A 24,563-nucleotide genomic window follows, 5' to 3' on the forward strand; every position below is an offset into this window, starting at 1 on the left:
AATTTTAAAAAAGCTAAGTGACTCAATTTGTGCATAAATATTTGTAAAATAATGTACTTTTTTATTAGAAATAATTTTATATTAATGTAATTATTATCTATAAATATTAATATAATTATAAATATATATTCATAAAGGAGTTATATGAAAAAATTAAGAACCTTATTCCTTGCATTATCTGGTGCAACAGCAACTATGTTGCCTATTGTAGCTGCAGCAGGATGTAATACTGAAGGAAAAGATGAGAAAACAACAAAAGATGATAACAATAATAACCAACAAACTAATATAGTTAAAAATAGCGGACAAGTTTTATCAAGTACCCTCAAAAATATTGATGAATTCGTAAAAGATAACAACATTAAAAAGAAAGATTTTCCTGTTAATGTTGATATATTAAATATAGGTCTATTAAAATCAAAAGATTCTGATGTTAACATAGCATTAACTAATCCTAATCTAGCCGATCAAATTAAATTAATTTTAAATGTACTTAATTCTAATGACAGGGTTATAAATAATGATCAAATTTTTAATAATCTAAAAAATATTTATAAATCATTATTAACAATTCCTGCTAAATTACTTAGAGTAAATATGGCAGCCCTTGGTACAAACTTAATTAACAACTTGCCATCAGAAAATGACAATGCCTTTACAAATTTTATTTTTAAATTATTTACTGAAAATACTCAATTCCTTAATTCTCAAGTTAATAATTATGAAGAATCTGTAATTGAAAATATTCCACCTATTACAATTGATTTAAATAATATTTCAAAAGAATCATTAAATAAAAGTCTTGAATCTGCTAAAAAATTGAATGAAATTTATCTAAAAATCATTACAAATAACGATCCTAAATATAACGGTAAAAATGTTTATTTAAAGCAAAATATAAATCTTATCGCAACAATTACTATAGATAAGGATTTGACAATTCAACAATATATTGATAAGAACCTTAATTTATTTAAAAAATATTTTGATGACTTAACAAAAAACTTGCCTAGTTTAGCAAATAATGATCCTACATTAGCGGCTATTGCAACAGCATTTGACCAATATAAGGAAATGATTAAAAGTTTCTTTGAACACTTAGAATTTATATCTGTTGAGAATTATCAACCTTTAACACAATCTGAATTAGATAATCTAACAAATATAATCAATAATTTAGGGCCAAATGAAACACATAAAGTATTATCTATCTCATTTAAATAGTGTCACTTTAAGTGATGCTTTTTTTATAATTTTTCAGCCTTTAATTTTGTTATTTGATATTATTTAATTATTAATTAAATAATATTATAAAGGACACAAAATAATGGAAAATATGTTTGAAAATATTTTAAATAAATTGTTGGATACGTCATTAAAAAACTATTTAGTTCAATTTAAAAAAGAGAAATATCTACATGTAGCAGAAATTAATGAAGAAAATGTAGGTTCTTTTTTAATCACAAATGACAAAAGTGATATAAAAGCAAAAAGCAATTATATGTTTGCTAACGAAAAAGATGATGAATTTAAAAAGAAAATGGAGAAATATAACAAAATAGGTCGCTTGTCTGTAGAAGAAACAGGTGTAAATATTTTAAATTTAGCCATTGGATTTTTAAGATGAAAAGATAAAGATAAAAATGATTTATTATCCCCACTTTTCATTATCAACTCTACATTAACATCCGAAAAAGATGAATATTATCTAGATGCTTCAATTGATAATATTGAACCTAATTACACATTAGCTTTTAAATTTAAAACTGAATATAATTTTGATTTATTAGCTATATTAAATGAATATTTGGAACAATGAAACAATATTCAAGAAGTTACTGCAAATCTAGATAAATTACTTAAATCAATGTATGAAAAATTACCTAAAATGGATAATACATTAACAATTAACAATAGTATTTATTTTGGAGTATTTACCTATTCTAAAATCTCTATTTATAATGATTTAATTAAAAATAAAGATAAATTAGAAAGTTCAGCATTTTATAAACAACTTAATGGAATAACAAGTAATTTTAATTTTAACTTGACAAATGATAAAGATATTGATGAAACAGTTGATTATTCTAACTTTTACCACTGTTTAGAATCAGATGGTTCACAAGAAAAAGCTATTCAAGCAGCTATTGAAGGACATAGTTTTGTTTTACAAGGTCCCCCTGGCACAGGTAAATCTCAAACAATTATTAATATAATTACTGAATTAATGTCTAGAGGTAAAAAAGTTTTATTCGTTGCTGAGAAAAAAGCTGCTGTTGATGTAGTTTATGATACACTTGAAGCTAAAGGATTTGATAAATTTATTCTTAGATTACATAGCGATGATAATAATAAACAATTTACTAAGAAATTACTTGAAGATTATGAAGCAACACAAAAATATGATTCAATGAATACTTCAACTAGAGCAGAAATCGCAAATAGAATTAATGAATATGTTAACTTTATTAACAATTATGAAAACTTATTAATTGATAGTCCAGATAATAAAATTCCATTATTTACATTATTTAATAATTACCTTGATATTAAAAACCATTTGCCAGGATTAGAATCAGTTACATTTTCTAGATCATATTCTGAAGATGAAATAAGAGATATAACTAATTTATTAAAGAACTATGAATTTACTCTTAATTCATTTAAAAACATTTCTAATTCATCTTGATTAGAAATTAAAGATGATGACACCATAAGCTTTGATCAAGTACTAAATGCTTTAACAACATTAGACAGTTCATTATCTAGATTAAACTACTTCATGGGTGAAAATAAAGAATATATATTTGATAAAAATAATAATTTAGTAGATGAATTAAATAAGATAGATAATATTGCTTTTATATTAACAAATACTAAATGAAACAAGGATATTAACTTTACATTTAGTGGAGAAATTTATACTTTAAAAAATATTTTAAAACTATATTCTCGTGTTATTAGATTACAAGGTTATAACAAAATTACATATAGTCAAAATAACACAAATATTAAATTCCTTGCTAATTGAATTAAACAAAATAAAAATCCATTTTTCAGAATGTTTTCTAAGAAATACAAAGAAAACAAAAAGGAATTAGGCAATCATGATTTTGGATTTAAAGCTAACTTATCTTCATATTCAAAAGTTAAAAAACTATATAAATCAGCATTAAAATCTGATAAATGATTTAAAGAAATAAAAGGTATTTTACCTAAATTAGCATTTGAATTTGATATTGAAAATCTTTCATTATTAGAACAATTAATTAATAATTTTGATAATTTATCAAAACAATTTAGTGAAACATCATTTGTTTATGCAGTTAACTACACTAAAGATAGCAGTCCTATTAAAAATACTTCTTTTGACCAATTAGAAACTACTTTAAGCGAAATAAATGATTCATATAAATTAATTAGCAATTTATTTAAATTAAATCCAGAAAACTTAAATTATTTCTCTGTAATTAGCTTTGTTAGAACATTATTAAATGATCAAAATAGTGGTTATGTAATTGTTAATAAAAATAATTACACTTTAAAAATTAAGGAATATGGTCTTGATGGTTTATTAGATCATTTCAATTCTAATAATTACACAAGTTTATTTACCTCATCATTTATATGAGCATATACAAGATGAAATATCAGAGATATTTTAAACAGAAATGGATTAATTTCTGACTTTAAGAGATTAAAAGACTTACACGAAGATTATAGAAATGATATTATTGCTTTAAATAAATTATCATCAACATATGCTAATGAAGCATGTTGCAAGCAAATACCTAAGTTTATTGGTACTGAAGAAGGATATTCAATAATTAAGGCTGAAGCTTCTAAAACAAGACGTCATAAACCTGTTAAAAAAGTTGTTGCACAAGCTGGTGATGCTATAATTAGAATTAAACCTTGTTGAATGATGTCACCGCTATCAGTTTCTACATACCTTCAAGATTCCGAATTACAATTTGATGTTTTAATCTTTGATGAGGCTAGTCAAATTAAAACCGAAAATGCTTTAACTTCTATTTTTAGAGCAAACCAATATATAGTTTGTGGTGATACTGAACAATTACCACCTACTACATTCTTTGAAGAAAAAATTGATATTGAAGATACTGATGATGAAGCAATTTATGATCTTAATGCATACGAATCTATTCTTTCTGCTTCAGCTTCATTCTTAAATACCATTTCATTAAAATGACACTATCGATCTAAATATGAATCTTTAATTTATTCATCAAATATGAATGTATATGGTTCATCTCTGGTTTCATTCCCGAATACTGAATCAGATTCTAAATACACAGGTTTAAACTTCATTTATACCAAAGGTACATATGACGAAAGAATCAATGAAGCTGATGCTAAATATACTATTAAGAAATTAGCTGAAATCGTTGATAAATTCCAAGATAGCAAAACTATTGGTGTAATTACAATGAATATCACTATGGCTAATTATTTAGAAAAAGAACTTAAAGCATTCTTGAAGAAAAGTCCAAAATATAATTCTTTCTTATCAGAGAAAAGCAAAACTAAATTCTTTATTAAAAATATTGAAAACGTACAAGGTGATGAAAGAGACATTATCTTGTTAGTAATTGGTTTTGGCCCAAATGAAAAAGGTGTAATATCAAATAATTTTGGAGCTTTAAATAGAAAAGATTCAGGATACAAGAGACTAAATGTTGCCGCTTCGCGTGCTAAAGAAGCTATGTATATAATATCATCAATGAAACATACTGATATTAATATAAATAAAATTCATTCTAAAGGCGCAATGTTTCTGAAAGAATTACTCAAAAATGCTGAATTAGGTGTTAATATAATCAATCTCAAAAATACACCTTCAGAAACATTTAAAAAAGATGTCCAAGATTCTCTAAGAGCTTTAGGATATCAAGTAGATGCTAATGTTGGTGCTAGTGATTTTAAACTTGATTTAGCAATTTATGATACTAAATTAAATAAATATGTTTTAGGAATTGAATGTGATGGAACAACATTTATGTCTTCTCGTGTAGCTAAAGATAGAGATTACTTAAGAAGTTCTGTACTTCAATCACGTGGTTGAATCATATATCGCTTATGATCAGCTGATTGATTCAAAAATAAAGAAGCCGAATTAAAACAATTAGAAACATTTATTAAAAAACATATTTCTCCTAATGGCCAAGTAATTCCAAGAGAAGATGTAACTAAGGAAACTGAAGAATTATTACAAAATAATATTGTAGAAGTTGAAAAAATCGATTTTAAATCATTATTCAAACCTTTATTAAATATGAAAGAGCTTAGAAAAAATACCAAAATCGGTGATAAGGCTCATTACTTACAAAATAACTTAGATGTTATTTCTTATAAAGAATTAAATAAAATAGTATCTAAAGTTTTTGCAAATCCTAAAAATAAAATGGATTTAGTGCTTCAAAATGGTACATTCTTATCAAAAGATGGTTTCTTATGAAACAGAAATGCTATTGATAAGGAAATTGAATTTAAAACTTCATATGATGATGAAAGAAGAGATATAACTTTTGTACATCCAAAAGAATGAAAACATTTTATAACTAAAGCTAAAGAATTCAATAGTGAAATTAGTTATAATGAACTTGCTAAAATAGCATTAGAATTACTAGGATTTAAACTAAAACCAGTTCAAACAATTAATAAAGTAGAAAAAATACTATTAGATTTAAGCAAGGAGATTTAATGCCAGAATATCCTGAAGTTACAGTTGTAACCAATACCTTAAATTCATTAGTAAGCAATTGTAAAATAACTAATGTAAATATTATTAAAGAGAAATTAATTAAAAATGCTACAGCAGAAGAATTTAAGAATTTCTTAATTAATAAAATAATTTTAAATGTAAAAAACTATGGTAAATTTATAGTTTTTACTTTTAATGATAATTCAAGAATGATTTCACATTTAAGAATGTCGGGTAAATATTTTGTTTGAAATCCTTCAAACGATAATTACTTTTTATCGCAAACTCATAATTACATGATTTTTGACTTACTAAATATTTATAACAAACCTTTAAAACTTATTTATAATGATTCGAGAATGTTTGGATCTTTTGAAATAATTCCAGCTAATGATAATAGGGATATTTATCAAATTAAAAACCTAGGAAAACTGCCTTTAGATGTTGATGTACAAGCTTTATTTAATAAAATTCAAAAGAAAAATATCAGTATTAAATCAATTTTACTAGACCAATCATTAGTACTAGGAATAGGTAATATTTATGCTGATGAAGCTTTACACAAAGCTAAAATTAATCCTATGATTAAATGTAATAAAATCACTTTGCACCAACTAGAGGAATTATTACAATATGCAGGTGAAATTATGAATAATTCTATTAAAATGGGCGGTTCTTCAGTTCATACCTATACATCTGTTAATTCACAAAAAGGTACATATCAAAATGAATTGAAAGTATATGGAAAATGTGGAAAACTTTGTTCCACATGTAAGAAATCAAAAATAAAAAAGGTAAAATTAGATTATAAGCAAAATGGTCGCGGCACCAGTTTTTGTCCTAACTGCCAGCCGGAGGAAAATGAATAAAAAACTATTAATAGTTGTAGATATGTTAAAAGGCTTTGCTTATGAAGGACCTTTAGCTAGTGAAAAAGTTGCTGAAGTAATTCCGACTATTGCAAATATGGTACAAGAATTTGATCACAATTTATTTGTAGCCGATCATCATTACGAAGATGATTTGGAAATGAAAATATATCCTTTGCATTGCTTAGGTAATGATACTGAATCCGAAATTGTAGATGAATTAAAACCATTTGTGCAAAATATAGTTTATAAAAACACGACAGATTCTATTTGAGCTATACCAATAAAAACTTGAGATATGTATGATGAATTTCATATAGTAGGATGTTGTACGGATATTTGTATATTGCAATTAGTTTTATCTCTAAGAACTTATTTAAATAGCATTAAAGCTGATAAAAATATAATTGTTTATTCCAATGCAGTTGCAACATATGATTCACCAGATCATCAAGCAGAACTGTATCATGATATGGCTTTAAACTTAATGAAAAATGCAGGAGTTAAAATAAAAGAATGAGAAATGTAGATTTACACGGTTTAACATCAGAAGAAGCAATGATTGAAGTTGTTAAACATTTATATGATTTAAGAAGAAATAAAGTTGATTCCGTTTTATTTATTACAGGTAATGGGACAGGAACACTTAAATCAGCACTAGAAACATTTTTAGATAAAAATAATATTAAATACCAAACCACAAATAATGGTGGTGCATATCAAGTTGATGCATGAAGTTTTACAGATTCAATGAACTCACCTCATGATAAAGAACTTGAAGAAGATTTATTGGATGAAGATGACTTAGACGATATCTTTACTGGTTACAAATTCTAATTCCCTATTTGGGAATTTTTTTACAAAAAAATTCGCCTATTTAAGCGAATCCTTATCATTTTTCCTGAGTTTCCAAGTTACGGACTCAAAATATTGATTTTAGAAATTAAATAAGATTTCATATACCTTTGGTATATGGAATTTTTCATATCCCATAAATTATTCATTTTTTTACTTGTATTACTTGTATAATATGATAAAATAGGAGTATGGAAAGTAAATTTATAGTCATAAAACATAAAAGAAAAGACCATACATATATTTCGATAGCCACATCAAATGGATATGGAAAAGGTTATAGTAATCAAATAGGATTAGGAAGATTGGAAAAATTACAAGAATTAAATTCAGATCCTATTAATGTAATTAAAAATTCAATAAAGAATTTATCAATAAGTGAATCAAAAGACAAAATTAAACAAGCAATTATGTTTGATTTAAATAGTTCAAAGTCTGAAACATATAATATTAATTACGGAATTAATCTTCTTTATGATTTAATTGATAAATTTGAAATATTTAGTGCATTACCAAAAACAAGACATAAAGATTTAAACAGATTACTAAAGTACACAGTTTCATCAAGAATTTTGAATGCAGATAGCTTAATTTCTACATATAAAAATAAGTTTCAATACGAAAATACACCAGATTATAAAAAATCTAGTTATTACACATTGCTTGATATTTTGAACAACAATGAAAGCAAAATTCTTAAACAATTAAACGAAAAAATAACAAAGAATACATCTAGAAATATTGAATTAGTTTTTTATGATTCTTCAACAGCTTATTTTGAAAGTTTTAGAAGAACAGGTTTGAGATATCCTGGTTATTCAAAAGATGGTAAATTTAAAGAAGATCAAGTTGTTATTGGTTTAGCAACAGATGAAAATGGGATTCCGATTCATTACAAATTATTTAAAGGTAATACAACAGATTCAAAAACATTTATTCCTTTTGTAATAGAAATGAGCAAAATTTATAACATAAAAAATGTAACAATAGTTGCTGACAAAGGAATGTCTGTAACTGCAAATTTAAGATTTTTAGAACAAAAAGGTATAGATTATGTTATTTCATACAGATTAAAATCAGGTCCAAAAGATTTTAAAGAATATGTTTTAAACGAAACTGATTATATAGGAACTGAAGAATTTAAATATAAGGAACAAACAGTAGCATCTTTATATAACAAAAGAGACCTAATGGTCATCAGAGAAGAAAAAATCATAACATATAGCAGGAAACGAGCTTTAAAAGATAAAGCTGATAGAGATATATTGATTAATAATTTCAATAAATTAAAAAATAAAGATGGTTATGTAGAAGGTTCAAAGTTATTAGGCCACAAAAAATATAGATTCTTTAAAAGAAATGGTGATGCACGATACGAATTAGATTTAATCAAGCTAAATGAAGATAAACAATTTGATGGATTTTATATTTATGAAACATCAAGAAGAGATTTATCAGCACAAGAGATAGTGGAAATTTATGCAAAGCAATGACAAATAGAAGAAAACTTTAGAACTTTAAAAAATTCACTTGAAGTTAGACCTATGTATGTATGAACTGATGCACATATAAATGGACATTTCTTGTTATGTTTTATTTCATTAGTTATTTTCAAATATTTGCTGTATACAATAAATAAATCATTAAATGATTATGGTGTTATAGATAAATTTACAAATAAAAGAACAATAGAAGCGATAAAATCTGCACAAAAATTTGTAAAAGTTGTAGATGGTAATGTTGTAGACGAAATTTACATAAAAAATAGTGAAAATAATTCATTAATACAAGATTTTGAACTAATAAAAACGATATTTAATAAATTTGTACAAGTAATTTAGAGCATGAAAAAACGAACAAGTCTATACGGTAGAAATGTTCGTTTTTATTCCGTTATAACTTGGAAACTTAGGACTTAGACGATATCTTTACTGGTTACAAATTCTAATTCCCTATTTGGGAATTTTTTTACAAAAAAATTCGCCTATTTAAGCGAATCCTTATCATTTTTCTTATCATTCACTGGAACAATGGCTGTAGTTTTATTATATTGAGATGTATTTCACAACTCTTCATCTAATAGAACTGATTTTTTATTTTTAAATCTATCTTGTAATTTAGCTAAATTAGTCGAATTAGCTACATATATTGAAGCGAAATATCCGATTGCGCATAATCCAAATACTAATACAGTATCATATGGAAAAACTAACCAATTTACATAATATGATTTATATTTTTCACCTGTATCTGATGTTACTTCTTTTGAAACACTTTCAGGAACTCAAAATAGAGTTAAAAATATTCCCATTATAAATACATAATTTGAGAAACGATATATTGACATTTTATCGTATCATATCATTAAAAATACTGCTATTACTACTCCAAATCCATAAATAAGTGAAATTACTATTCTAGCTCATACAACTAAATGATAATTTGAATTTGGAACAATAGTTTTTCAAGAAACAATAGTACCACTAATTAAAATTAAAAGTAAGCTAATTAAGGTAAAGCCAATATTAAATAATAAATTGGATAATTTCTTTTTATCCATTTTCTTTAAATTAAATGCTTGTCAAAAATTTGTTTTCTTCATATTTTACTCACGAGAATCTCTTAATCTAATCATTTTTAAAATGAAATCACTTAGTGGCATTGTAACTGTTTCTTGTTTTCCATATTCTCTATAAGAAATGGATTCAGTTTCTCTTTCATTTTCCCCAAGAATAATTTGGAATTTAGATTTAGACATTTGAGCTTCACGTACTTTTTTAGCTAAGCGTTCATCTCTATCATCTAATTTAGATCTAAAATCAGCATCAAATAAGATTTTATTTACTTCTCTTGCATAATTTACATCATCTTCATTATTAGTTGCTGGAATTACTGTAAATTGTTTTGGAGCTAGTCAAAATGGTAAAACACCTTTAGTTTGTTCAAGTAAAATAGCCACAAAACGTTCATATGTCCCAACAAGTCCACGGTGAATCATAACCGGACGTTCTTCTTCATTATTTTTATTAGTAAATGTTATTTGAAAACGTTCAGGAAGTAAGAAATCTAATTGTAATGTTGAAACAGTAATTTCATGTCCCAAAGCTGTGAAAATCTGAATATCCATCTTAGGCCCATAGAATGCAGCCTCACCAATTTTTTCTTCGTATTTAACACCAAGTTCATTTAATACATTACGAAGTTGGTCTTCTGCTTCGTTTCACATATTATCATCTTCATAGTATTTTTCTTTATTTTCAGGATCTCTTAAAGAAAGTGATACATAAGAAATCTGGATTTTGAAAATTTCTAATGTTTCTTTAATCAATTGATACATTGATTTAAATTCATCAGCAATTTGATCTTTTCTAACAAATAAATGTCCTTCAGTTAAAAGCATTCCTCTAACACGTTCTAGCCCTGTTAAAGCACCTGATTTTTCATATCTATATAACTGTGATTGTTCTGAATATCTAATTGGCAAATCACGATATGATCTTTTTTCAGCATTGTAGCATAAAATGTGGTGTGGACATGTCATTGGACGCGGAATTAATCTTTCGTTTTCAACTACCATTGGTGCAAACATATCGTCTTTATAGTGAGCTAGGTGTCCTGAAATTTTGTATAACTCTTCGTCACCAAAATGCGGAGTTAGCACTTCTGTAAATCCATATTTACGGTCCATTTTAAGAACTAAATTACGAATTTCATTATGAATATACATTCCATCCTCTAATCAAAACGGTAATCCTTGTCCACCAAGTTTATTAAACATAAATAATTTTAATTCTTTACCAATTTTTCTATGATCTCTTTCTTTTCTATCTTTTAAAATAGCTAAATACTCATCTAATTCTTCTTGTGTATCTCAAGAAGTACCATAAACTCTTGTAAGTTGAATATTATCACTATTTCCTCTTCAGTAAGCTCCGGCTAGTGATAGCAATTTAAAATGTTTAATTTTCTTAGTATCTTCAACATGGCCACCAGCACATAAATCAACAAAAATTGTTTCTTTACTTAATGGATCAATTAAAGCATAAAAAGTTACTTCTTGTCCTTTGGCAACTAATTCATCATAAAGTTCTTGTTTATAAGGTTTATTTGTAAAATCATATTCATCAATTGAAACCTGTTTCATTACCAAATTACGTGAAGCAAGTTTTTTCATATATTTTTCAATTTTATTTAATTCCGCATCACTAATTGGTGTTTCAAATTCAAAGTCATAGTAAAAGCCTTCTTCTGTAGCTGGGCCAAATCCTAATTTAACATTTGGATATAGTTTTTCAACAGCTGCTCCAAGCAAATGGCTTGTTGTATGATTTAATAATTTATTAGCTTTCATTATTTCTCCTTAAAGATAAGCAAATTATATTACATTTTTGCTTGTATATCTTACTTTAAGTAAGATATATGTATATTTACATTCAGTTAATAAAAATACCATTTTAAAATGGTATTGAGAACTTAATTCATATGCTATTTTTTAGCATATAATCCCATTTTTTTCATTAATTTATTTAGATTATATGAACCAATTTTTTGAGCTTTTAATGCTCCTTGATCAGTAATTAGATCCGCTACTTTTAAAGCATCTTCGTATTTAGTTTGAATATCAATTAGTAAGTTTTTAACCTCAGCGGCTACAGCTTCTTTAAATTGTTTGTAATCTTTATCTAGAAATTGTGTTTCCGCTTCTTTTAGTGTGATATTTTTCAAAGCTGCATAAATATTTAATAAGTTTAAAATTCCAGGTTTATCATTAGAAATATAAACTTTACCTTCAGAATCAGTTACAGCTTTCATTATCTTGTTGTAAGCTTGTTGTGGATTTTCTAGTAAGTAAATAGTTGATTTAGTACCATGTTCACTTTTTGACATTTTTTTAGTTGGCTCGGTTAAAGATTTAATTCTAGCCCCTACTTTAGCTACATATCCTTCAGGAATCGTAAATGAAGTATTGTATTTTGAATTAAATCTTTCCGCAATATTTCTAGTCAATTCTAAATGTTGTGTTTGATCTTCTCCAATAGGTACTAAATCTGGGTTATATAGTAATATATCACCAGCCATTAATGTGGGATACATTAATAAGTTAGTAGGTATTTTAGTTGTTCCATTATCTTGCTTTAATTTAGTAGCTTTATCCTTGTATTGAGTCATTCTTTGCAATTCACCCAATGTTGTTTCTGAAGCACATAATCATTGAATCATTGCATGTTCTTGCACTTGTGATTGATAAAAAATAGTTGCTTTTTCAGGATCTAGCCCACAAGCAATGTATAAGGCTACTATTGTTTTTCTTGCTTTTCTTAGTTCAATTGGATCAACTGTTCCGGTGGTTAAAGCATGTAAATCAGCTACAAAGAAATATGATTCAAATTCATCTTGTAATTGCACGAAGTTTTTAATAGCACCGATATAATTACCTAATGTCAAATCTCCTGTTGGTTTAATACCACTTACTAATCTTTTCTTCATATATTCTCCTAGATGTTTAAAATATTATTCAAATTATATTAAAATAACTTGTTTTAGCATGAAAAAATGTGCATAATGCACATTATTTTATTCTTATCATTCAGTATAAGTATTGCTTACAGCTTTTTTAGCCTTAATTAAACCAACAATTGCTACAATATTACCTATAAATCCTACAATAAAACTTAAAGCAAATCCAACTCAAATTATTGTTACAGCTGAGCTGTATTCAGAATTTTGTTCAGAAACTGTTGCAGCTTGTATTGTAAAAACAAGATTAACAATTGCTATTGGAAAAGTAATAAGACCTATAACTCCAAATATTGCTCCCATAATAATCAATGATCAAGTAAATGATTCGGTATCTAAATTCGGATTATTTGTATCTAATGCAGATATTTGCACAAAAGTTGTAACATAATATGCAATTGCACAAATAATGATTAGAATACTCATAACCGTCATAGCAATTTGTGTTTTCATAGCTCTATCACATTTTTTATATGCTTCGTTCATATTAACTCCTTAAAATATAATTTAATTATACATACCATTGAAACTATATAAATAGAGCAAAGTAATTTACCACAAAAAGCAAGAAAAATGTGCCAATTGGCACATAATAATAGAATATGTTATTCTGAATAAACTTCTTGAGATGCCCTTTTAGCTTTAGCTAATCCTACCATAGCTATTATGTTGTCAATTATTCCTAAAAAGAAACTAAGAGCAAAACCTATTCAAATCACTGTAATAGCAGATCTATGCATTTCGTTATATGGTGTTTGTATCACGGCCATTATTGTAAATACTGTACATAATACTCAAATAATAAATGTAATAAAACCTGCAATACCTCAAATGTTAAGAACCCAATTGTAGCTCCATTAACAGATCCTGATGCTGATAATGTAAATACATATATTATTCCTGAAAGAATGCAAACGAGATTCATTATAACCATTGCTAATTGTACTCTAAATGCACGATCTGATTTTATGTATGCCTAGTAATTAAAATATTGATTCTCCACTAAATGTTTAATTTCCTTATCGAAATTAATGTTGATTAAATTTTATTAATATTTTTCTGAAAATGCAATAGAAAAATAACTATTTTCAAATGGTGATAATAAGTTTCGCTAAATTATTAAGAATATAAATTGTAATATTCGTTAGGACTTAATCTAACTGGATATTTTCTGTTAGGAAGGTAATAATTCCTTTTTGAATTATTAATAGCTTCGCATAATCTGAATATGAAGTTATTATCAATGAATGAAAAGAATTTACCTTTAGGAATGTATTTTCGTATTTCTTTGTGTCAACATTCGATTCCACCTTTTTGTCAAGATGAATATGGGTCACAATTGAAAATCACATTCTCTCCTAAAACAGTGTATAATAAATAATTTTCGAAGCCATTATCAATAGTTAATGATTTAATGTTTAACTTATATAATACAACCATTTTGGCAAGTGTTTTCGCTACTGATTTTGAGTCTCTTTTTGAAAGCATCGCATAACCTAGTCTTGATTTTCTTTCATATAATGTAACCAAAATTAGCTTTGAGCTTTTGTTGAAAACTACTGTGTCAAACTCATAATGTCCAAATTCACTTCTGTTATTAATGTTTTCATCTCTAAAGTGTATTGACTTAGATCCTGGTATTTTTCGTTTTGCTATTTTCTTCTTTTTCTTTTTATAATTTTTATTAAACATTGAGTCTTTTATACCTCTTTTACTTACAAACATCGTATGATCAATTCTATCTAAACAATTCTCGATAGCATTATAAAATGTCTGTAATGTAGGTATAAACACATTTTTACCTTCATTTTCTTTGATGTATTCATCTAACAAACGACTATCTGAGACTTTACCAATATATTTAATATTTTCACCTAAATCTATATTACGATTATTTCTTAGCAATTGTTTAAACTTAATTCTTTTATGATTTCAGTTAACAATAAAATCCTCAACTGGTTTTAATCTTTTTTCTCTTTTTATTCAGTGTCCGTCATAAATGTTTTGAAAAACATTAATTTTATTAATCGCAAATTCATGCATAGATAAATAATGAATGTTTGTAATTATGTGGTTGCAGTTAGAACAAGTAATTCTAGCTCCATAACTTCTTTGTTCGGTTGCTGTGAAAAGGTTTTCCTTAATAGTTTTAATATGAAAATTTGTTAGCTTTGAAATTTCAATTAGACTTTCTTTTTCAATCATTAGATTAAAGACATAAATAAGATCCTGTAATTGGAAAAATCCAATACTTAAATGTCTTTGTTCTTTTAATTTTGATTCCAGTTTAGCTTGTTCTTTCTTGTCTTGATAAGGTCTTAAAATAAAATGTTGGTATTTTGAAATTTGTTTCTTTGTTATAAAATCCTTGTCGATTCTCCTAATTGTTTGAATACAAATTATGTTTTTATTGTGAAATTTTTTAACAGTTATCATATAATAAAAGTGGTTCCTTTCGTTGGTTTTTTGCACATTAATTTTACTATAAGGAACTATAAAAAACTTGATATTCCACAAATTAGCGGAGTATCAAGTTTTTAATTTTCGCTTTTTTGTTCTTCGATAAATGCTTCTACTTCATTTTCTAAAGCTTTATTTATGTTTTCAAATATCTTTTCTTGTATAAGTCCAACTATTTCAAATATACTTTTCATCTGTATCCCTAGCTCAACAATTTGTCTTATAAAATATTTGTTCATTTTAATCATAACAAAAAACCCTTTCTTTTCAGAAAGAGCTTTTACACCGGATTTAGTCTGTTATCTAAATTAAGATTTATATAGATATTAATTACTTAAATTTAATAATTTAATTTTATATAGCAAACCTTATTTTAAGCAATAAATAATTTTATAATCTCAAAAAATTATAGGTATATAATACCTATATTTTTTTAATATAATAATAGAAGCACAAGAAAAAAGCACTCTTTAGTGCTTAAATTTTAAAAATTAATTAAATAACAAAAAAGAGGATTAATATGAAAAAGAAAGTTATATTACCTTTAATAACTTCAGCAGGATTTATTTCTGCACCTTTAGTTATGCTTTCAGCATCTACAGAAGACAATGTAAATGTTGCTAGCGAAACTTCTACTCCTGTTACTACAGCACTAATTCAAGAATATTTAGAATCTCATAAATTCCAAATTGGTATAGGTGGTCTTAGAGATGATCAAGTTCAACAAATTCAAGAAATGATTCAAGGTCTTGATGAAAATGCAACATCAAACAATGAACCTAAATTGCAACAAGCATATGATAAAGCTCAACAAGACTATCAAAGAATGGTTAAATATTACTTTATAGCTGGGGTAAATTCATTTGGTGATCCAGAATATAATAAAACACCAAATAATGAACTAAAAAGTCCGCAATATTCTGCTGGTGCTTGAGGAAGCTTAACTGATCCACAATCATTTGCTGGTTAAGCTTACCAACTTTATAAAGATTATTTTTATGCAAGCGCTACATCACCAAGTGATGAAGAATCTTTAAAAACAGCAATTAAAACATTAGGTGATGATTTTAAAAAAGCATTAAAAAAACAAACAGCTAATTATAATGGTGAAACATATTTCAATATTGTAGATACAATGTGAAGTTTTAATTCTGATTTCACAAACGGAAATACAGAAGTTGATGATGAACTTCACTCAACATCAGGTAATGCTATTGGGTATTTATTAATGTTTTTAGGATTGCAAGGTAATATTGGTGGTGCTTATGTTGAAGGTATTACAAGTAGTAATATTACAACAGCTATTAAAGCATCAGCTGAACAATGAAAAGAAATCTATAACAGTTATGTATTTAACACAGATGTGTTAAAATCATCAAATCCAGTAGATTATAAAACAACTGATTACTACATTAATTATGTTTATAATACTGAAAATAATCAAGATATTGATAATCTAATTACCCAATTTACAGATTTTGGTAACAAATTTAACACAATTAAAGGTTTGGATACTGGTGAATGACGTTTAAGCAGAACATCAGGTAAATCTAAAAATTACTTTATTTATAATTTTGGTAAAGCTGGTACTGAAAATGGTGGAATTAACAACTCACAAATTTCAGCAATGCTAAATTCATTTAAAAATATTCAAAAAATAGGAAATGAAAAATTAGCTAGTTTAAAAAGAAGTACCATTAATAACGATCAAAACTTTGTTAATTTACCACAAACTGATATTGATGCTATTAAAAAATTAATAAAAGCAAAAACAAATACTGCACAAATTACTAACTTAATGAATAATGTTACACCTGTATTAAATGCTTATAAGAGTATTATTGACAAATATCAAACTATTGCACAATTAAAAGCTACAGAATTGTATACCTTAGCTTCTCAAGACAAGCAAGAAAACTATGATGCCGTTGTTACTGAAATCGAAAAATATTTCATAGTTTCAAATCAAGAAGGTGAAACAGTATATACAGATGCTGGTATTAGTTTTTCTACAGAAAGAGAACAATTTATTCCTACCTCATCAGAACTTCCTGTTTTAACTACAGAAAATTCAAAATTATTATTGGAAAGATTGCAAACAGCTGAAGATGAACTTAATGGACTTAGAAACAAAGCAATTAACGAACTAAAAACTGTAATTTCACCAAATAAAGAGTTAACAGCTGAACAACTAGAAACATTTACTAACCAAATTAATGCACTTACAGGTAATTCATCTAAAAAAGCATCAGCAATTAAAGCTATTTTAGAAGAAGCTAAGTTGCAAGCTTTAATTAATAAAGCTGAATTAGATAAACCAAAATTTGCTAACACAGAAGCAAATGAAAATAATAAAGCTTTAAATGATGCTATTGCAAATGCACAAACATTAATTACAAATGGTATGCAAGCTGATCAAGCTGAACCAGGTAGCTTTGAAACATCTTATAATAACTTTTTAGAAGGTTACAATTCATTATCTGAGGCTTTAACAAATGCTGAAAATGCAAATAAAGCATATAGAGAAGAAAAATTAACAGAAATTAAAAAACAACTTACAAACTTACCTGAAAGCATTCTAAATCAAATTACATATGATGCAACTAAAGATATGAGTGCATCTGATTTTGAAACATATTTATCTAATTTAACTAACTTAAATAATAATGCTGCATTTGCAAAAGAATTATCAACTATTGATATTAACATTAATCCATCTCAAAAAGATGAATTAACAGCACTAAAAAATGGAACTTACACTCCAAATTTTGCTGATGCAAATGTAACAACAAACAGCGGTTTAACCGATCTTATTAACAAACTTAAGAAATCAAATACTGATTCCTTAAATAAATTAAAAGAATTAGCAGTTAATAGTAATAACACATATAACAATGAACAATTATTATCATCATCAAACCAAGAAGAACAAAATAATATTATTAATGCTTTAACTGAAGCTAATACTGATTCATTAACTAAAATAACTGATTCATTAAAGAAAACAAATGATTTTATTACAAATCAACAAAATATCAATAAATATAATGATTATGTAACTCAATTAGAAACTTACTTAAGTTCAAATTTATTAACTGATGAAGTTAAAAATTCAAATTCTGAATTTATTACTTCTTTACAAGAAGCTATCAAACAAGCTAAAGAAAATAGTTTAAATCAAAATCAAGAATCAACAGAAATTTCAAATGCATTAAATACTTTAAAAACTAATTTTTATGATAAAGCATTTGAACTTGCTAAAAATACATTAACAACAGAAATTAATAAATTAACAGCTCCTTTTTTAGCTCAAACTAAAGCTAATTTAGAAACTAATTTAAATGCTGACTCATTAGGTAAATTGATTACTGATAACACGACAACATTACAAAATGTTTCTCAATTATTAGATTATCAACAAAAAATAACTGTTAATTTACCAACTTATAATTTAGATGATAAAAAGAATTTATCAACTAAAGTGATTTTCAATGTTTCATCACCTGAAAGTAAGAAAGCTTATAATGATGCATATAATGCATTAACAAAGTTTGAAAAAGAGGCTGGTTCTCAAGTTGTTACACCTGAACAAATGAAATTATTATTAGATAATATGAATAATGCTAAAAATAATTTATCAGGTAAAGAACCATTTTTAGGTTTAAAAGAAAAATTAAGTGATTCATTAGTATCTGATGCGCTTTCTGATTCATTAATTGCTACTATTCAAAAACAAATGATGCAATTAGATTCACCTCAAGCTTTAATTGATTTAAATAATAAGGTTGATACCTTAGTTGATGCAAGAAACAATATTGTAAGTATTATTTCTAGTGATACATATGCTAAATTTATTTCTAAATTAAATGATTATAATTATCAAAATGATTGAAATCAACAAAATCCTTCTATTGCAATCGAATCTGAAAAAGATTTAAGAAAATATCAACAAGACTTAGAAACCAGTGCTTTCTATGATGCTATTGAAGATATTAATAATAAATTCAATCAACAAATGTTTCCTGAATTAAGTGCAGAAAATAAATCAAATGCACCATTAGTAACAAAAACTATTAATTCAGAAGATGAAGGACAAAAAGAAATTACTGTAATTAATTTAGATAATGCAAAATTATATAATGATGCATATAACGAATACAATAAGAATCTAGGTTACTTAAATCAAGGTATTAGAACCGCATGAAATAAAGAAACAACTAAAGTTAATGATTTAATTGCTTATATAAAAGCTAATAATAATGAAGATGTTGCAAATAAATTAGTAAGTGACCTTAATAATCAATTAAATAATTTTGCTGATTTAAAAACTCCAAATGAATCTAATATTGAATCATTACCAAAATTAATTGTGGCTAAAAATCTTATTCAAAATAACTTAACTAATACCATTGTTAATACTTTAGCAACTAAATACCCATATGTAGGAAAAGATTTTATCCAAGTTATAGCAAATAGAACTGACACAGTTGATTATGACTTTGATACTATTTTAAATAATATTTCATCTACTCTTCCAACCCTTAATAAAGATGCAAAAGACTTAAGTGATGTAATGACAAATGCTGCTTTATTACAATCAGATGATTCATTATTTTCACTAGCTAGTGAAGAAGATAAAAAAGTATTTGAAAAAGCATTTACAGATGCTAAAGAAATAATGAATGTAAATGAAAATTCAAGTCATTTAATTGCACCGCAATCAAATAGTGATGATCTAACATCATCTGAATATATAAATACAGTAGCAAAAGCATTACAAAGTGCTATTGAAACAATTGAAAAAAATACATTAGGTACTAAGAAACAACAAGCTATTGAAACAATTAACAAATTATCAAGTTTAAAACAAGCGGAAAAAACTAATTTCATTAATTCGATTAATTCAGCTAAAACAATTGAAGAAATTAATAATATAGTTACAGAAGCAACTAAATTAAACGAAATCAATAAAGCATTAAATATAGCTAAAGGAAAAGCTTTAGACGCATTAGAAAAGCTTACAAATCTTTCACCAGCACAAGTTAAACAAGTTGATGACTCTATTAATTCTGCATCTACACCAGAAGCTGTACAACAAGCTTTGGATGATGCTAAAGCTTTAAATGCAAAAATAGGCGAACTAAAAACTGCACAAGCTAATGCAACTAATGCAATTAATGCTCTTGCCAACTTAACTCAAGAACAAAAAGATGCTTATGTAACTCAAATTAATCAAGCTACTACACCAGAAGCTATAAGTCAAATTCAAACACAAGCTAGCGAGCTTAATAATGCAATTGAATCATTAAATTCAGCTATTAAAAATGCTGAAGCTAAAATGAATTCAACTGACTATACAAATGCAACACCTGATTCAAAAGCTAGTTTTGATTCAGCTTTACAAGTCGCTAAGGATGCTGTAAAAAATGCTTACCAAAACCTAAATGCTTCTCAAATTGAGCAATTAGCAACATCTTTAAGTAATAGTGAAAAAGTTTTAGATGGAAATGATGCTGAAGCACAAAAAGCTTATGCTCTAAAATTAGCTAAAGAAAAAGCTATCAAAGATTTAAGTAACTTAACAAACTTAACCGAACAACAAATTGAAGCATTAACAAACCAAATTAATAGTGCAACTACATCAGAACAAGTAGTAACCGATTCGCAAAATGCTACAGCAATTAATACATCAATGATGAACTTAATTAATGCTATGAAGCAAGCTAAAGATGTACAAGATACAGATAACTTCAAGTATGCTACATTAAATAATCAAACAGAACTTGTAAAAGACTTGGTTGAATACAAAGCATTACTAACAAATGGTTTAGCAAATGCTTCAAGTGAAACTATTGAAGCTATGACTAATAAACTATTAAATGATGTTAAAGCATTAAATGGTGATGTAAATAAGGCTAATGGTAAAAACAATACTTTATGATATTGATTATCATTCTTAATCCTTTCAATTGTTGTATTATTCTCAGGAATGTTTGCATACTTTTATACAAATAAAAAAAGAAATAAGAATAACTAAAACTTAAATTAAAGCTCTTTTAACTCAATAAATAAGTCATAAACAAATAATAAGATTTTAAAAAATCTATATTATTTGTTTATTTTTTTATAAATTAGATATATTTTTACTTAAATATATTAATAACATTTTTTAGTTGTAATAATTATTCAAAATATTTTTCTATTCACCTATACTTTATAATCATTAATACTTTTGCTACTATATACAAGACATATAAAAATTCTTTTTATAATATGGTTATTTTAGTAATTTGCTAAAATTAAAAAGCATAAAAACAGCAGTTTATTATGATTGGAATTAAATTTGACAATTTATTTCTTGCAAGTAGGTTAGCTGCTTAACTGAAAACATTAAGTTAAACTTAACCAATTAGAAATAAACCCTCTAAATTATGCAGAAAGAGGAAAATCATATGTCAAGATACACAGGACCTGTATTTAAAAAATCACGTCGTTTAGGATTTTCAATTCTTGAATCAGGAAAAGAATTTGCTAAAGGTAAAAAAAGAACTTATGCTCCAGGACAACACGGAAATAAAAGAGTAAAACTTTCAGAATATGGATTACACCTATACGAAAAACAAAAAGTTAAACATTTATATGGTGTTAACGAAAAACAATTACATAAAGTATTCCAAAAAGCTGTTAAAGCTAAAGGAATTACAGGGACAAACATGCTTCAATTACTTGAATCACGTTTAGACAACTTAGTTTACAGAGCTGGATATGCTGCAACACGTAGACAAGCACGTCAATTAGTAAACCACAACCACTTTGTTGTTGATGGTAAAAAAGCTAACATCCCTTCAATGATTGTTTCAGTAGGATCAGAAATTACTCTTAAAGAAAAATCAAGAACAAATGTACAAATTAAAGAAGCTATGGAAAACCGTGAAGCTGCTTCATGATTAACAAGAAAAGACTTCACTGTTAAATTAGATAGATTACCTGAAAGAAATGAATTACACCCAGAAATCAAGGATGCTTTAGTTGTTGAGTTCTACTCAAAATAGTAACTAAGCATAAGGAGAATTATTATGAAAAAAAACATTCACCCAGAATACCACACAGTTGAAGCAAAATGCTCAACATGTCAAAAATCATTTACTTTCAAATCTGTTAAACCAAACTTTACATTAGACGTTTGTTCAGGTTGCCACCCTGTTTACACAGGATCAAGAGCACAAGTTAAAGCAACTGGAAGAATTGATAGATTCAACAGAAGACTTGAAAAAAAGAACTCTAAATAATAAAGAGAACTTTGTATGCAATAGTTTATACTATTGCATTTTTTATTATTTAAAACATCCCCAGTATTCAACTAGAGATATAAATATAAAATTACTTATTTATGATATTCATCATAAATCATTTTTGCTTTTTTCTTATCAATCACTTGTGCTAATTGTTCATATGTAGCATTTTTAATATCAGCATAGTTTTTAAATACATTTAATAATTTACTTTCAGTTTGCTGTCCTATTCCTTTTATATTAAGTAAAGAATTTTTACGAGAATTTGCTTTATATCTTTTATGCATAGCACTTTTTGCAAAATCATCAACATTTTTTTGCATTAGCGATAATAAAGTAAAAACTTTTGGGGATATTTCAAGTATTTCATTAGCATCATTTATTAAATAACTTGTTTTATGTTTATCATTTTTAACTAGGCCATATACCTTGATGTAATCTATTTCATTTTCTTTTAAAGCATATTTAGCTTCATTAATTTGAGCTATTGCTCCATCTACAATAAAAATGGTGTTTTTATCTAAATTTGAAGAATATTCATTAATAAACTTAAAAACAGTTAAATACATAAGTTGTACATCAGAATGTTTATTCATTTGAGCAAACTCAACTTCATGATTAAATGAAAATGATTTGTATTCTATTTGTTTAGCATTTTGTCAGCAACAAGCTACTCCACCAGAGCTTTTTAAAGCAGAATGTGAATTATCAAATATAAATATTTCTTTAATAGGATTACCATTATTTAATATACTTTCTAATTCATCTCAAGCATCTTGAGTATTTGAATGCTTGTATTTTCATTCATTGTAATTTAATTTAATATTGTTTTCGTTATTAATATTAGCAAGTGTTATTACTTCTTTTAAAATACCACTTTTTGGAAAGATAATAATGTTATTAATGAATGCATCTTCAAAATTTAAATCTCTATATTCTTCATCTAGCAAAATATTATTTGGAACAATATTTCTTCGGTAATAATTATTTAAATATTCAGCTATAAAATCTTGAATTTGTAAATCTAGAGAATCGCAGAAGAAATGAAGTGAACCAACTTGAATTCCATATCTATAAAATACAATTTGAATTGTAAAATCATCATTAATCTTTTTAAATGAAAATACATCAATATTTTTATATGTTTCTAATTCAACAACTTGAGATTGTTTTATTTTTTGTAAAGTTTGAATAGTATTGTGATATTGCTGTGCTAATTCAAAATTATTTAATTTACTATTTTTATCTCTTAAAACAGTTAATTGATTAATAAAATCATTATCTGAGAATTTTAAAATATGAATTATTTTTTTATATTTTTTTAATGATTCAGCATAAGGAGATTGCTTAATAACTAACCCATCTTGATAAGTAAAGTTTCTTTGCAAAATATCAACTAAATCTTCTAAATTGCTATTAGTTGAAAATGGCCCATAGTAATAAGTATCCTTAGTTTTATTTTTGATTCGATATTCTTTATCAATACTTAATAGTCCGTTTTTTTGAATTTTTATTCCTAAATATGGATAATGTCGATCATCTTGTAATTTAATATTATATTTTGGCGAATACTGTTTAATATAATTATTTTCTAGCAGAAAAGAATCATTTTCTGTATTAGTTATAAATACTTCAAAATCAATAGCTTCCTGTAGCATTTTAGGTGTTTTATATGAGTTTAAAGAACCATTTAAGTAATTGCTTAACCTTTTTCTTAAATCTTTAGCTTTACCTACATAAATGACTTCGTTTGCACTATTTTTTCATAAATAGACACCTGGTTTATGTGGTATATTTTTTATTTTTTCTTCAATTTTATCTCTGTTTGCTGAATTCATATAATAA

At 25.9% G+C, this 24,563-nt stretch carries 17 protein-coding genes; 10 read left to right on the forward strand and 7 right to left on the reverse strand.

The annotated features are described in order from the left end of the window. The first annotated feature begins 144 nt into the window (after window positions 1–144). From SAM46_RS02340 to SAM46_RS02365, 6 genes are all read left to right on the forward strand, one after another. Window positions 145–1,224: a hypothetical protein gene (locus tag SAM46_RS02340; RefSeq protein WP_078746873.1), complete on the forward strand. Its 1,080-nt coding sequence runs from the start codon at window positions 145–147 to the stop codon at window positions 1,222–1,224. Window positions 1,225–1,327: 103 nt separating this feature from the next. Then, window positions 1,328–5,725 carry a PDDEXK-like endonuclease domain-containing protein gene (locus SAM46_RS02345; protein WP_078746874.1) on the forward strand — a complete coding sequence of 1,466 codons (4,398 nt, stop codon included), beginning with the start codon at window positions 1,328–1,330 and terminating at the stop codon, window positions 5,723–5,725. Further along, on the forward strand, window positions 5,725–6,594 hold the full coding sequence (gene mutM / locus SAM46_RS02350) for a bifunctional DNA-formamidopyrimidine glycosylase/DNA-(apurinic or apyrimidinic site) lyase (RefSeq protein WP_078746875.1): 870 nt from the start codon (window positions 5,725–5,727) through the stop codon (window positions 6,592–6,594). The genes SAM46_RS02345 and mutM overlap by 1 nt, the downstream gene beginning before the upstream one ends. Next, on the forward strand, window positions 6,587–7,123 hold the full coding sequence (locus SAM46_RS02355) for a cysteine hydrolase family protein (protein WP_078746876.1): 537 nt from the start codon (window positions 6,587–6,589) through the stop codon (window positions 7,121–7,123). The genes mutM and SAM46_RS02355 overlap by 8 nt, the downstream gene beginning before the upstream one ends. Continuing rightward, window positions 7,111–7,431 carry a Smr/MutS family protein gene (locus SAM46_RS02360; protein ID WP_078746877.1) on the forward strand — a complete coding sequence of 107 codons (321 nt, stop codon included), beginning with the start codon at window positions 7,111–7,113 and terminating at the stop codon, window positions 7,429–7,431. The genes SAM46_RS02355 and SAM46_RS02360 overlap by 13 nt, the downstream gene beginning before the upstream one ends. A gap of 209 nt (window positions 7,432–7,640) precedes the next feature. After that, a complete protein-coding gene (locus SAM46_RS02365) occupies window positions 7,641–9,290 on the forward strand; it encodes an IS1634 family transposase (protein ID WP_318635559.1) in 1,650 nt (549 codons plus the stop codon). A gap of 143 nt (window positions 9,291–9,433) precedes the next feature. Here SAM46_RS02365 and SAM46_RS02370 read toward each other — a convergent pair whose 3' ends face one another. The 6 genes from SAM46_RS02370 to SAM46_RS02395 all read right to left on the reverse strand — a co-directional run bounded on the left by SAM46_RS02370 (window position 9,434) and on the right by SAM46_RS02395 (window position 15,402). After that, a complete protein-coding gene (locus SAM46_RS02370) occupies window positions 9,434–10,051 on the reverse strand; it encodes a hypothetical protein (protein ID WP_078747132.1) in 618 nt (205 codons plus the stop codon). A gap of 3 nt (window positions 10,052–10,054) precedes the next feature. Further along, a complete protein-coding gene (gene thrS, locus SAM46_RS02375) occupies window positions 10,055–11,800 on the reverse strand; it encodes a threonine--tRNA ligase (protein ID WP_078747133.1) in 1,746 nt (581 codons plus the stop codon). A 134-nt stretch (window positions 11,801–11,934) separates the two neighbouring features. After that, window positions 11,935–12,936 carry a tryptophan--tRNA ligase gene (trpS, locus tag SAM46_RS02380; RefSeq protein WP_078747134.1) on the reverse strand — a complete coding sequence of 334 codons (1,002 nt, stop codon included), beginning with the start codon at window positions 12,934–12,936 and terminating at the stop codon, window positions 11,935–11,937. A gap of 93 nt (window positions 12,937–13,029) precedes the next feature. Then, window positions 13,030–13,452, reverse strand: coding sequence for a hypothetical protein (locus SAM46_RS02385; RefSeq protein WP_078747135.1), 423 nt, complete (start codon window positions 13,450–13,452; stop codon window positions 13,030–13,032). 119 nt (window positions 13,453–13,571) lie between these two features. After that, on the reverse strand, window positions 13,572–13,736 hold the full coding sequence (locus tag SAM46_RS02390; RefSeq protein ID WP_159442406.1) for a hypothetical protein: 165 nt from the start codon (window positions 13,734–13,736) through the stop codon (window positions 13,572–13,574). Window positions 13,737–14,085: 349 nt separating this feature from the next. Beyond that, entirely contained in the window at window positions 14,086–15,402 is a 1,317-nt protein-coding gene (locus SAM46_RS02395) for an IS30 family transposase (protein WP_078747136.1), read from the reverse strand. Window positions 15,403–15,946: 544 nt separating this feature from the next. Here SAM46_RS02395 and SAM46_RS02400 point away from each other — a divergent pair. From SAM46_RS02400 to rpmE, 4 genes are all read left to right on the forward strand, one after another. After that, window positions 15,947–16,396: a hypothetical protein gene (locus SAM46_RS02400; RefSeq protein ID WP_078747137.1), complete on the forward strand. Its 450-nt coding sequence runs from the start codon at window positions 15,947–15,949 to the stop codon at window positions 16,394–16,396. A gap of 165 nt (window positions 16,397–16,561) precedes the next feature. Then, window positions 16,562–21,463, forward strand: coding sequence for a GA module-containing protein (locus tag SAM46_RS02405; protein ID WP_078747138.1), 4,902 nt, complete (start codon window positions 16,562–16,564; stop codon window positions 21,461–21,463). Between the two features lie 415 nt (window positions 21,464–21,878). After that, window positions 21,879–22,478, forward strand: a complete 600-nt coding sequence (rpsD, locus tag SAM46_RS02410) for a 30S ribosomal protein S4 (RefSeq protein ID WP_078747139.1) — start codon at window positions 21,879–21,881, stop codon at window positions 22,476–22,478. Window positions 22,479–22,502: 24 nt separating this feature from the next. Continuing rightward, entirely contained in the window at window positions 22,503–22,715 is a 213-nt protein-coding gene (gene rpmE, locus SAM46_RS02415) for a 50S ribosomal protein L31 (protein WP_078747140.1), read from the forward strand. A 95-nt stretch (window positions 22,716–22,810) separates the two neighbouring features. Here the strand turns inward: rpmE and SAM46_RS02420 are convergent, their stop codons facing one another. Next, window positions 22,811–24,556: a GIY-YIG nuclease family protein gene (locus SAM46_RS02420; RefSeq protein ID WP_078747141.1), complete on the reverse strand. Its 1,746-nt coding sequence runs from the start codon at window positions 24,554–24,556 to the stop codon at window positions 22,811–22,813. Window positions 24,557–24,563: the final 7 nt, after the last annotated feature.

This window comes from Mycoplasmopsis verecunda, assembly GCF_033546915.1.
Lineage (GTDB): Bacteria > Bacillota_I > Bacilli_A > Mycoplasmatales > Metamycoplasmataceae > Mycoplasmopsis > Mycoplasmopsis verecunda.